9 protein-coding genes are annotated in these 13,552 nt (G+C 45.2%); all 9 read right to left on the reverse strand.

The annotated features are described in order from the left end of the window. Positions 1-11: 11 nt before the first annotated feature. Complete coding sequence (gene fusA, locus MJ611_RS02850; RefSeq protein ID WP_250427892.1) at positions 12-2,114, reverse strand: elongation factor G; 2,103 nt, start codon at positions 2,112-2,114, stop codon at positions 12-14. Between the two features lies 1 nt (position 2,115). Further along, on the reverse strand, positions 2,116-2,583 hold the full coding sequence (gene rpsG, locus MJ611_RS02855) for a 30S ribosomal protein S7 (RefSeq protein ID WP_250427894.1): 468 nt from the start codon (positions 2,581-2,583) through the stop codon (positions 2,116-2,118). 19 nt (positions 2,584-2,602) lie between these two features. After that, a complete protein-coding gene (gene rpsL, locus MJ611_RS02860) occupies positions 2,603-3,019 on the reverse strand; it encodes a 30S ribosomal protein S12 (RefSeq protein WP_250427896.1) in 417 nt (138 codons plus the stop codon). A gap of 104 nt (positions 3,020-3,123) precedes the next feature. Then, the gene (locus MJ611_RS02865; RefSeq protein ID WP_250427898.1) at positions 3,124-3,441 is read right to left on the reverse strand and encodes a DUF3467 domain-containing protein; all 318 of its coding nucleotides are present in this window, start codon (positions 3,439-3,441) and stop codon (positions 3,124-3,126) included. A gap of 7 nt (positions 3,442-3,448) precedes the next feature. Further along, on the reverse strand, positions 3,449-7,765 hold the full coding sequence (rpoC, locus tag MJ611_RS02870) for a DNA-directed RNA polymerase subunit beta' (RefSeq protein WP_250427899.1): 4,317 nt from the start codon (positions 7,763-7,765) through the stop codon (positions 3,449-3,451). Between the two features lie 102 nt (positions 7,766-7,867). After that, the gene (gene rpoB / locus MJ611_RS02875; RefSeq protein ID WP_250427901.1) at positions 7,868-11,740 is read right to left on the reverse strand and encodes a DNA-directed RNA polymerase subunit beta; all 3,873 of its coding nucleotides are present in this window, start codon (positions 11,738-11,740) and stop codon (positions 7,868-7,870) included. A 158-nt stretch (positions 11,741-11,898) separates the two neighbouring features. Continuing rightward, positions 11,899-12,279 (reverse strand): 50S ribosomal protein L7/L12, encoded by a 381-nt coding sequence (gene rplL / locus MJ611_RS02880; protein WP_250427902.1) that lies wholly within the window; start codon positions 12,277-12,279, stop codon positions 11,899-11,901. Between the two features lie 43 nt (positions 12,280-12,322). Beyond that, on the reverse strand, positions 12,323-12,847 hold the full coding sequence (rplJ, locus tag MJ611_RS02885) for a 50S ribosomal protein L10 (protein WP_250427903.1): 525 nt from the start codon (positions 12,845-12,847) through the stop codon (positions 12,323-12,325). 4 nt (positions 12,848-12,851) lie between these two features. Further along, entirely contained in the window at positions 12,852-13,544 is a 693-nt protein-coding gene (gene rplA, locus MJ611_RS02890; protein WP_250427904.1) for a 50S ribosomal protein L1, read from the reverse strand. Between the last annotated feature and the right edge of the window lie 8 nt (positions 13,545-13,552).

Raw genomic sequence — 13,552 nt, forward strand, 5'->3', positions numbered from 1 at the left:
TATTATTACTACTATTTAGCTGCAGTTCCTTTCAATTTTGCAATAATGCCATCTGCCATGTTCTGTGGTACTTGCTCGTAGTGCGAGAAAGTCAGGGAGGCAGTAGCTCTACCAGAGGTGATCGTACGAAGATCGGTTACATAACCAAATAGTTCTGAAAGCGGAACATCTGCTTTAACAACTGTTGATGTACCTTTCGTATCCATACCTTTCATGATACCTCTTCTTCTGTTCAAGTCACCTGTTACAGGACCAGTGTATTCATCCGGCGTAACAACATCTACAGCCATGATTGGCTCAAGAAGTTTCGGACCACATTGCTTACCTGCTTCTTTGAAACCTTGACGGGCAGCTAATTCAAAAGACAATGAGTCAGAGTCTACATCATGGTAAGAACCGTGGAACAGACGTACTTTCATTGAATCTACTGGGAAGCCTGCAAGGATACCGTTCTTCATTGCTTCTTCGAAACCTTTCTGAACGGCAGGGATGAATTCTTTTGGAATCACACCACCAACGATTGCATTTACAAACTCCAGACCTGGTTTGCCATCTTCACGTGGTCCCATTTCGAATACGATATCCGCAAATTTACCACGACCACCAGACTGCTTCTTGAATACTTCTCTGTGTTCAACAGATTTCGTAATTGTTTCTTTGTAAGCAACCTGTGGAGCACCTTGGTTCAGCTCAACTTTGAACTCACGCTTCATACGATCGATGATGATCTCCAGGTGAAGCTCACCCATACCTCTCAAGATCGTCTGACCAGTTTCTTCGTCAGTGTTTACCTGAAGCGTTGGATCCTCCTCAATAAGTTTAGCAATTGCCATACCCATTTTATCAGAGTCAGCCTGTGTTTTAGGCTCAATTGCATAACCAATTACCGGCTCTGGGAACTCCATTGACTCAAGTACAATCTTGGCACTCTGATCGCACAGCGTATCACCAGTCTTGATGTCTTTGAAACCTACTACCGCTCCGATGTCACCAGCCTCCAGTCTTTCGATCTGGTTTTGCTTGTTAGCGTGCATCTGGAAAATACGGGAGATACGCTCCTTGTTATTCGAACGGGTGTTGAATACATAAGAGCCTGATTCAAGCACACCTGAGTATGCGCGTACAAAGCACAGACGACCTACATAAGGGTCAGTTGCAATTTTGAAGGCCAATCCTGCGAATGGCTCCTCGACGCTTGGCTTACGGGCAATCTCATTACCTGTATCCGGATCTGTACCTTTGATGCTTTCTTTATCTACTGGAGAAGGGATCAAGGCCATCACATAGTCCAGCATTGTTTGTACACCCTTATTCTTGAAAGAAGAACCGCAAAGCATTGGTACGATTGCCATGTCAATAGTTGCAGCACGCAGCGCAGCCAGAATCTCATCTTCTGTAATAGAGTTCGGATCATCGAAGTATTTCTCCATCAACGACTCGTCATACTCTGCAACAGCTTCAAGAAGTTTCTCTCTGTACTCTTCTGCTTCTTCCAGCATATCATCCGGAATTGGCACTTCGGTAAAGGTCATACCTTTATCGTGCTCGTTCCACTCAATGCCACGGAAGTTTACAAGGTCAACTACACCTTTGAAGTTATCTTCAGCACCGATTGGTAACTGAAGTGCTACCGCGTTGCTACCCAGCATTTCCTTCACCTGCTTGCAAACAGCAAGGAAGTCTGCGCCTGAACGGTCCATTTTGTTTACGAAACCGATACGTGCAACTTTGTAGTTATCAGCCAAACGCCAGTTTGTTTCTGACTGTGGCTCTACACCATCTACTGCACTGAACAAGAATACTAATCCATCCAGTACACGCAGTGAACGGTTTACTTCTACTGTAAAGTCAACGTGACCTGGTGTATCGATGATGTTGATATGGTAGTTCTGGTTTCTATACTTCCAGTCTACTGTTACAGCAGCTGAAGTAATGGTGATACCACGCTCCTGCTCCTGCTCCATCCAGTCAGTTGTTGCAGCACCTTCGTGTACTTCACCTAACTTGTGAGATTTACCTGTATAGTATAGAATTCGCTCTGTTGTTGTTGTTTTACCAGCATCGATGTGAGCGGCAATACCGATGTTTCTGGTGTATTTTAAATCGCGTGCCATATTAGAATCTAAAGTGTGAGAATGCTTTGTTTGCCTCTGCCATTCTGTGCGTATCGTCTTTCTTCTTCACGGCAGCACCTTCACCTTTAGCAGCTGCAATTATTTCACCTGCTAACTTATCTTTCATTGTTTTCTCGCCTCTCTTGCGCGAGTAGGAAATCATCCATTTGATTCCTAGAGATACTCTGCGGTCCGGACGAACCTCAGTCGGCACTTGGAACGTAGCACCCCCTACCCTGCGGCTTTTAACTTCTACGCTAGGCATGATGTTGTTCAATGCCTTCTTCCAAGTTTCAAGACCGTTTTCTTTTGTTCTTTGCTCTACTAATTCTACAGCATCGTAGAAGATACCATAAGCAACACTTTTCTTTCCGTCTACCATCAGGTAGTTCACGAAACGTGTTACTAATGTCTCTTTGTATTTAGGATCAGGAAGGAGAATTCTACTCTTCGGCTTTGCTTTTCTCATTGTATTATTACTCTATGAATTACTTTTTCTTACCACCTTTACCTGCAGCTGCTGCTGGTTGACCTGGCTTTGGTCTCTTTGCACCGTACTTAGAACGGCTTTGTAGTCTACCACTTACACCGGCAGTATCCAAAGCGCCACGTACGATGTGGTAACGTACACCTGGAAGGTCTTTTACTCTACCACCTCTGATAAGCACAATCGAGTGCTCCTGAAGGTTGTGGCCTTCACCTGGGATGTAGGCGTTAACTTCTTTACCATTTGTTAACCTCACCCTTGCAACTTTACGCATAGCAGAGTTTGGCTTCTTTGGCGTAGTAGTATATACTCTTGTACATACTCCACGGCGCTGTGGGCATGAATCTAAGGCAGGAGATTTTGAATTGTACGTTAACTTCTCTCTTCCTTTTCTTACTAATTGCTGTATAGTAGGCATTTACAATCTGTTAATTATAGATTTTTCCATTCTAAATTTTGGTCTGCAAAGGTATAAAAAACGCTTTGCAAATTCAAAATTTTAATTCACTAATTATTAGCACCTTATGCTTCGCCAACCGTTCCACCAAAATTCATGGGGAAGGATGGAGCATCTTTTGATTGCTTTATCTGGCCAAAACTTTCTTCAAATTTCTGAATGTTATCTGCCAGAGCAGCCAACAATCGTTTGGCATGCTCTGGCGTGATAACTACTCTTGATTTTACTTTAGCTTTTGGCAGACCTGGCATCAATCGTATAAAATCGATTACGAACTCACTGCTCGAATGGGCAATCATTGCCAGATTGGCGTACTCCCCTTCCGCTATCTCTTCAGTTAGCTCTATGTTAATCTGATTCTGATTTTGCAGATCCTCGGCCATCTTCTATTTATTTATCCTGATACTCTTGCTGTTTCGAACGGGTAGTTGTCTTTTTAGACTCTACCAGTGTATCATACTCTTCCTGGCTACCAACGATCAGTTTCTGATATTCTCTCAGACCTGTACCCGCCGGAATCAGGTGACCTACGATCACGTTCTCTTTCAAGCCCAGTAACTCATCGGCTTTACCTTTGATTGCTGCTTCGCTCAGTACTTTTGTAGTTTCCTGGAATGAAGCGGCAGAGATAAAGCTTTGTGTACCCAGTGATGCCTGAGTGATACCTTGCAATGTCGGACGAGATACTGCTGGTGATGCATCGCGCACAGTCACCAGTTTCAAGTCACGACGCTTCAGGCTTGAATTCTCATCACGCAATCTTCTGGCAGTAATGATCTGACCTGGCTTCACATTCACAGAGTCTCCTGCATCCTCAACAACTTTCATGTCGATGATTCTGTCGTTCTCTTCCATGAAGGTTATCTTATCTACTACCTGGTGCTCCAGGAAGCTTGTATCACCTGCTTCAATCACTACTACTTTCTGCATCATCTGGCGAACAACAACCTCAATGTGCTTGTCGTTGATCTTCACACCCTGCAGACGGTATACTTCCTGTATCTCGTTTACCAGGTACTCTTGTACTGCACCAGGGCCTTGAATATTCAGGATATCTGTCGGTGTGATGGCACCATCCGATAACGGCATACCTGCACGGATAAAGTCATTGTCCTGTACCAGGATGTGCTTGGAAAGCGGCACCATGTATTTCTTCTTCACACCATCTTTCGACTCGATGAAGATCTCACGGTTACCACGCTTCACGCTACCATAGGTTACTACACCATCGATCTCAGACACTACGGCCGGGTTAGACGGGTTACGCGCCTCGAACAACTCAGTAACTCGTGGCAGACCACCTGTAATGTCGCGTGTCTTACCGATCGCGCGTGGAATCTTAGCAAGGATCTGTCCTGCTTTGATCTTCTCTCCGTTCTCAACCGTTAAGTGCGCACCCACTGGAATGTTATAACCTTTCGGCTCACCATTTCTTGGGTTCACCACAATAGCAGGGTTCTGCGTCTTATCTTTTGTATCGATAATTACTTTTTCACGGTAACCAGTCTGCTCATCCGACTCTTCGCGGTATGTGATACCTTCGATGATAGATTCGTAGCTGATCTCACCATCAAACTCGGAAAGAATAACAGCGTTGTATGGATCCCAGTTACATAGCTGGTCACCTTTCTCTACTAGTTGTCCTTCATTCACGGTGATGAATGAACCGTAAGGTACGTGGTTGCTGATAAGCAGCTTGCCAGATTCGGCATCTACTACTTTCACCTCACCTGAACGTCCCATTACTACTTTAACAGGCTCTCCTTCGTTATTGATTGTATCGATGGTACGAACATCTTCGAACTCGATTCTACCTCCGAACTTCGCCTTAATTGTAGCTTCTACTGCAATGTTGGAAGCAGTACCACCTACGTGGAAAGTACGAAGTGTCAGCTGTGTACCAGGCTCACCGATTGACTGTGCAGCGATTACACCAACAGCCTCACCTTTCTGCACCATAAAGCCTGTTGCCAGGTTACGGCCGTAGCACTTAGCGCAAATACCACGCTTCGACTCACAGGTAAGTACTGAACGGATCTCTACTGTCTCGATCGCAGTGTTCTCGATAGCACGAGCAACTTCTTCCGTTACTTCAGAACCAGACTCTACGATTAGGTCGTTTGTAATCGGATCATACACATCGTGTACTGTTACACGGCCCAGGATACGCTCTGACAGAGACTCTACAATATCTTCGTTGTCTTTCAGTGCACTTACTTCCAGACCTCGTAGTGTACCGCAGTCTTCTTCGTTCACGATCACGTCCTGAGACACGTCTACCAGACGACGAGTCAGGTAACCCGCATCGGCAGTTTTAAGGGCCGTATCGGCAAGACCTTTACGAGCACCGTGTGTAGAGATGAAGTACTCGATTACATCCAGACCCTCCTTAAAGTTAGAAAGGATCGGGTTCTCGATAATTTCACCTACGGAGCCTTGCAATGATTTCTGAGGCTTAGCCATCAGACCTCGCATACCACCCAACTGACGGATCTGCTCTCTCGAACCACGGGCACCGGAGTGCATCATCATGAAGATCGAGTTGAAGCCTTGGTCGTCATTCTCCAGACGGCGCATCAACGTTTCAGTGATCTGGTTGTTGATACGAGTCCAGATATCGATTACCTGGTTGTAACGCTCGTTATCTGTGATCAGACCCATTGAGTAGTTTTGCCATACAGCATCTACATCTTTCTTGGCCTGCTCAACAAGTATATCTTTTTCTTTCGGAATCTGAATATCACCAAGACCCATTGACAGACCACCCTTGTAGGCTGACTGGAATCCTAGTGTTTTGATATCATCCAGGAAGTGTGCTGTGCGAGCCATACCTGTCTCTTTGAACACTCTGGAGATGATCTGCTGCAGCTTCTTCTTCGTTAACAGTTCGTCAACAAAGCCTACTTCTTCCGGTACGAACTGGTTGAAGAGAACACGACCGGCAACTGTTTCGATGAGTTTCAGCTCCAGTTCACCTTTCTCGTTCTTCACCTTGGTTCTTACCTTGATGTAAGCTTGCTTAGAAAGACGGCCCTCGTTGATGGCAATGATCACTTCCTCCGCAGAGTAGAAGCTCATGCCTTCACCGGCGATCTTTTCAGTTTCTGTACTACGCTTTCCTTTAGATACATAGTATAAACCTAGCACCATGTCCTGAGAAGGTACCGCAATAGGCGCACCGTTTGCTGGGTTCAGGATGTTGTGCGAAGCAAGCATCAGCATAGAGGCTTCCAGTACAGCAGCAGGTCCTAGTGGAACGTGCACCGCCATCTGGTCACCGTCAAAGTCGGCGTTGAACGCAGTACACACCAGTGGGTGTAACTGGATTGCCTTACCTTCGATTAGTTTTGGCTGGAATGCCTGAATACCTAATCTGTGGAGCGTAGGGGCACGGTTAAGGAGTACCGGGTGGCCTTTCAGCACATTCTCCAGGATATCCCAAACTACAGGGTCCTTACGATCTACTATTTTCTTAGCAGACTTAACAGTCTTAACGATACCTCTTTCGATCAGCTTGCGGATGATGAACGGCTTGAAGAGCTCAGCTGCCATGTTCTTAGGCAAACCGCACTCGTGCAGCTTCAGTTCAGGGCCAACCACAATTACCGAACGGCCAGAGTAGTCAACACGCTTACCAAGTAAGTTCTGACGGAAACGGCCCTGCTTACCTTTCAGCATGTCAGAAAGTGACTTCAGCGCACGGTTACCTTCTGCACGAACAGCGTTCACTTTACGTGAGTTGTCGAACAGAGAGTCTACCGCTTCCTGTAGCATACGCTTCTCGTTACGAAGGATTACTTCAGGCGCTTTGATCTCGATCAGACGCTTCAGACGGTTGTTACGGATAATAACACGTCTGTACAGGTCGTTCAAGTCAGAAGTGGCGAAACGTCCACCATCCAACGGAACAAGCGGACGAAGCTCTGGCGGAATAACAGGCACCATGCGGATGATCATCCACTCTGGTCTGTTCTCAATTCTTGTTGCAGCATCACGGAATGCTTCTACTACACGAAGACGCTTTAACGCCTCAGCTTTACGCTGCTGCGAAGTCTCGTGAGCGGCAGCATGACGAAGCTCGTATGACAGGTCATCCAGGTTCGTACGCTCCAGCAGCATTTGCAATGCTTCAGCACCCATTTTCGCGATGAACTTGTTTGGATCGTTATTATCCAACATCTGGTTCTCACGAGGGAGCTTGTCAATCATATCCAGGTACTCATCTTCTGTCAGGAAGTCCAGTGTGTTTACACCGTCTTCTGCCAAGATGCCTGGCTGAATAACTACATATCTTTCGTAGTAGATGATCTGGTCAAGCTTCTTTGTGGGCAAGCCTAACAGATATCCTATTTTATTCGGAAGAGACTTGAAGTACCAGATATGTGCTACAGGAACTACCAGTTCGATGTGGCCCATGCGCTCGCGACGCACTTTCTTCTCAGTAACCTCTACACCGCAACGGTCGCAGATGATACCTTTGTATCTGATTCTTTTATACTTTCCGCAGTGGCATTCCCAGTCCTTCACTGGTCCGAATATTCTTTCGCAGAATAAACCTCCCATTTCAGGCTTATAGGTTCTATAGTTGATTGTCTCAGGCTTTGTCACCTCCCCGTTGGAACGCTCCAGAATCGACTCTGGAGAAGCCAAGCTTATCGTTACTTTGGAGAAGTCCTGAGTTAGCTTTTTGTTTTTTGCAAATGCCATATTATTATAATAATGTCGATACAATGAATATGCCTTACAGCCACTCTCTATAAAGTGCGCTAAGCGCTTCGGATATTTCCGCAGCGCTTAGCTTATACTTTACTATTCTAATGTGATCTCCAGAGCCAGGCCTCTTAACTCGTGAATCAATACGTTGAATGATTCCGGGATATTTGGCTTCGGCAACACGTCGCCTTTCACGATCGCTTCATAAGCTTTCGCACGGCCGATCACGTCATCTGATTTAACTGTAAGTATTTCCTGCAGTACGTTCGAAGCACCGAAGGCTTCAAGCGCCCAAACCTCCATTTCACCGAAACGCTGACCACCGAATTGTGCTTTACCACCAAGCGGCTGCTGTGTTATCAGAGAGTATGGTCCAATTGAACGGGCGTGCATCTTATCGTCAACCAAGTGACCCAGTTTCAGCATGTAGATAACACCTACTGTTACCGGTTGGTCGAAGCGCTCGCCTGAAAGACCATCGTACAGGTACGAACGTCCGAATCTTGGAAGACCCGCTTCAGTCAGCTCAGCAGAAACCTGATCCTCGGTAGCACCGTCGAAAATTGGAGTAGCATAGGTTCTACCCAACTTCTTACCAGCCCATCCAAGTACAGTCTCGTAGATCTGACCGATGTTCATCCTTGAAGGTACACCCAGTGGGTTCAGAACGATATCCATTGGTTCACCTGTCTCCAGGAATGGCATATCTTCCTCGCGCACGATACGTGCTACCACACCTTTGTTACCGTGACGACCTGCCATCTTATCACCCACTTTCAGCTTGCGCTTCTTGGCGATGTATACTTTGGCAAGCTGCACAATACCTGCTGGCAACTCGTCTCCTACTTCTAATGTGAAACGCTCACGCTTGAAGTGTGCTGAAACGATATTACGACGCTTGTTATAGTTCTTCACAAGCTCTACCAGCATGCTGTTGGTTCTCTCGTCGCTCGTCCAGTTTTCCAGAATCAGATCTTTGAACATGTTCACTTCTTCCGGAACCGCATAGTTACTTTCGTCCTTGTATGGGTTCTTTTCTGGGAAAAGTGCTTCAATGATGTTCTTTCTGCTGAATTTAGAGCCTTTCGTCAGGATCTCGTCACCAAACTTATGCTTGACACCCTGTGTAGTCTTGCCATCCAGCAAAGCAACCAGTTTATCAACCATTATGTTTTTGATCACGTTCAGATCCTTCGAGTATTTCACCTTCAGTTCTTCAACCTCTTTCTTAGATTTAGCACGAAGGTTCTTGTCTTTCTTAGGACGAGAAAACAGCTTAGTCTCGATTACCACACCGTTGAGTGATGGCGGCGCCTTAAGCGAAGCATCCTTCACATCACCGGCTTTATCACCGAAGATGGCACGAAGCAGCTTCTCCTCCGGTGTTGGATCGGTCTCACCTTTCGGCGTGATCTTACCAATCAGAATATCGCCTTCCTTCACTTCAGCACCGATTCGGATGATACCGTTCTCATCCAGGTTCTTCACCGCCTCTTCGCTTACGTTCGGGATTTCAGAAGTAAGTTCTTCTTCACCACGCTTCGTTTCACGAACTTCCAGCTCAAATTCCTCGATGTGAATTGAGGTAAACACGTCATCGCGTACTACTCGCTCAGAAATTACAATCGCGTCCTCGAAGTTATACCCTTGCCATGGCATGAAAGCCACCTGCATGTTTCTTCCGATCGCCAGTTCACCATTGTTCGTTGCATAACCTTCGCACAGTGGTTCCCCTTTGGTTACACGCTGTCCTTTCTTAACGATTGGCGTCAGGTTAATGCAGGTATCCTGGTTGGTTCTTCTGAATTTCACCATGTTATAGGTTACATACTCAGCATCGAAAGAAACCAGCTTTTCTTCTTCAGTCAGATCATACTTTACGATGATCTTCTTAGCGTCTACAAAATCGATCTCACCATCGCCTTCGGCTACAACCAATGCACGGGAGTCGATCGCAGCTCTTCTTTCCAGACCTGTACCTACAATAGGTGCTTCAGGCTTTAACAGAGGAACCGCCTGGCGCTGCATGTTTGAACCCATCAGGGCACGGTTAGCATCGTCATGCTCCAGGAATGGAATCAGCGAAGCTGCAACCGATACGATCTGGTTCGGCGCCACATCCATGTAAGAATAAGTTGATGGCTCTTCTACTGGGAAGTCACCCTCAAATCGTCCTTTTACTCTATCGTTAATGAAGTTACCGTTCTCATCGATCACGGCGTTAGCCTGTGCAATGTGGTGGGTATCTTCTTCTTCAGCTGTCAGGTATACTACACTTCCGTCGGTATCTACTTTCCCTTCATTCACCTTTCTATAAGGAGTTTCGATGAAGCCCATGTGGTTTACACGAGCATGCACGCAAAGAGAAGAGATCAGACCGATGTTCGGACCTTCTGGTGTTTCAATAGTACACAGACGGCCGTAATGTGTATAGTGAACGTCACGTACTTCGAAACCTGCACGCTCTCTTGACAGACCACCTGGTCCCAGTGCAGAAACACGACGCTTGTGCGTCACTTCTGCCAGCGGGTTCGTCTGGTCCATGAACTGAGAAAGCTGGTTGGTACCGAAGAACGAGTTGATCACAGAAGACAATGTACGCGCGTTGATCAGGTCAACCGGCTTGAAGTCTTCGTTATCACGCACGTTCATGCGTTCCTTAATAGTACGGGCCATACGTGCCAGACCAACACCAAACTGAGCGTAAAGCTGCTCACCAACCGTTCTTACACGGCGGTTGCTCAAGTGGTCAATATCATCCACAACAGCCTTAGAGTTGATCAAACCGATCAGGTACTTCACAATCAGAACAATGTCCTCATTGGTCAATACTTTCGCATCCCAGTTTGTATCAAGCCCCAGCTTCTTGTTGATTCTGTAACGCCCTACTTCACCCAGGTCATAACGCTTGTCAGAGAAGAACAGCTTCTGAATGATATCGCGGGCTGTTTCAACGTCTGGTGCCTCTGTGTTGCGCAGTTGACGATAGATCTGTTCTACCGCTTCCTGCTCAGAGTTAGAGTTATCCTTCTGAAGTGTATTATATATGATTGCGTAATCAGCAATGTTTACATTTTCGCGGTGCATGATAACTGACTTCACACCTGAATCCAGGATCAAGTCAATATCTTCCGCTGTAATTTCAGAATCACGCTCTAAAAGAACTTCGTTTCTGTCGATCGAAACTACTTCACCAGTATCTTCATCAACAAAATCTTCTGTCCAGGTTCTTAAAACACGTGCAGCCAGTCTTCTGCCTACCGTATTCTTAAGATTTGCCTTTGTTGCAGGAATCTCTTCAGATAAGCCAAACAGGTCAAGGATATCCTTATCAGAACCATATCCAATTGCACGCAACAACGTAGTTACCGGAAACTTTTTCTTACGGTCGATGTATGCATACATCACATTGTTTACGTCTGTTGCAAACTCAACCCACGATCCCTTGAAAGGAATAATTCTGGCAGAATATAGTTTAGTACCGTTGGTATGCTTGCTTTGTGCAAAGAACACACCTGGTGATCTATGTAATTGAGATACAATAACACGTTCAGCCCCATTGATAACAAAGGAGCCTTTTTCAGTCATGTATGGAATATTACCCAGGAAAACCTCTTGCTCAATCGTTTCAAAGTCTTCGTTATCTTCATCATTACAGATGAGTCGTAACTTGGCTTTAAGCGGAACAGAATAGGTCAGACCTCTATCTATACATTCGTCTACAGAATATTTAGGTGGGTCTATATGATAGTCGATGAACTCGAGCACGAAGTTCTCCCTTGAATCTGAGATCGGGAAGTTCTCGGCAAACACCTTGAACAAACCTTCCTGAGCTCTATTCTCAGCCGGAGTTTCCAACTGGAAGAAATCCTGGAACGACTGAAGCTGAACATCCAGGAAGTCAGGATAGTCGATTACCGGGTTTATAGAGGCAAAATTGATTCGCTCTGTCGTTTTATTCTTAGCCAAAGCCTTGGAATTTTAACGTTTACAAAATGATTCAAGCATGTAGCAACAAAACAGCTACAGGCAAAAAAAGGATCCAAACTTTGAATCCGTGTACAAACAGGAAAAGACCTGACTTATTCGCCAGGTCTACCTGTTCTCAGTATGTTGATAAAGTGAGATTATTTAACCTCCACTTCAGCACCAGCTTCTTCCAAAGATTTCTTCAGTGAATCGGCTTCGTCCTTAGCTACACCTTCTTTCAAAGGCTTAGGAGCGCCGTCAACTAGTTCTTTAGCTTCTTTCAGGCCTAGACCAGTAAGTTCTTTAACTAGTTTCACAACTGCTAGTTTAGATGCACCTGCTGACTTAAGGATTACGTCAAACGAAGTTTTTTCTTCTACTGCAGCGCCTCCTTCAGCAGCACCACCACCAGCAACCATTACTGGAGCAGCAGCAGCTGGCTCGATACCGTACTCGTCCTTAAGGATTGTAGCTAGTTCGTTAACTTCTTTCACAGTTAAGTTTACTAACTGCTCAGCGAATGCTTTTAAATCTGCCATTTTTATTGAAATTAAAAGTTACTTATTGATTACGTTTTTTAAATTATTCTTTTTCAGACAAAGTTTTCAGGATACCTGCCAGCTTGCCTCCACTGCTCTGAAGCGCAGAAACAACATTCTTCGCAGGAGACTGAAGTAAACCAATGATATCGCCAATGAGTTCAAATTTAGACTTGATGTTTGTCAGCGTATCCAGTTGGTCATCACCAACATAAATACCTGCATCAATGTAGGCACCCTTTAAAAGTGGAAGCGTGTTGCCTTTCTTTCTAAAATCTTTCAACAGTTTGGCTGGTGCGTTACCTGCTTCTGCAGAGAACACGATACCAGAAGAACCTTTCAGTATACCTTCCAAAGCTGTTGTATCAGCTTCTAAAGTATCTAATGCTTTCTTGATCAAAGAGTTTTTGTATACTTTATACTCAAGACCTCTTTCGAAAGCTAATCTCCTGAACTGGTTGATGCTGGCTACTGACATAGTAGAAGCATCTGTGATATAGAAGTAGTTTGTAGTTGCTAACTTCTCGCTCAGGTCTTTTACAATTATCTCTTTTTCTTCCCTGGTCATTTTCTTAGATAGTTGCGTTCTTGTCAACGATTACGGCCGGGCTCATTGTGCTAGACAATGTTATACTTTTAATGTAAGTACCCTTAGCTGAAGATGGCTTCAGACGGTTTAGTGTAGCAATTACTTCTGCAGCGTTAGCAGCAAGCTGCTCAGCTGAGAAAGAAACTTTACCTACGCTTGTGTGGATGATACCGGTTTTGTCAACTTTAAAGTCGATCTTACCAGCTTTAACTTCCTTAACAGCTTTTGCTACGTCCTGTGTAACTGTACCAGACTTAGGGTTTGGCATCAGGTTACGAGGACCTAAGATTCTACCCAGACGACCTACTTTTGCCATAACTGCAGGCATAGTAATGATCACATCTACGTCTGTCCAGCCTTTTTCAATTTTCTGGATATAGTCATCAAGACCTACATAGTCTGCACCAGCGTCTTTAGCTTCCTGCTCTTTATCTGGAGTAACAAGTGCAAGCACCTTGATTTCTTTACCTGTACCGTGTGGCAGGGTAACAATACCGCGTACCATCTGGTCTGCTTTGCGAGGGTCAACGCCTAAACGTACGTCAATATCAACAGAGGCATCAAATTTTGTAAAAGTGATGTCTTTTACTACAGATGCCGCATCTGTTAAAGAATATTCTTTTGTCAGGTCGGCTTTGGCTAAAGCCGCTTTCCTATTTTTTGAAATCTTCGCCATTATCCTTT

Origin of the sequence: Pontibacter ruber, assembly GCF_023630205.1 — a bacterium.
Lineage (GTDB): Bacteria > Bacteroidota > Bacteroidia > Cytophagales > Hymenobacteraceae > Pontibacter > Pontibacter ruber.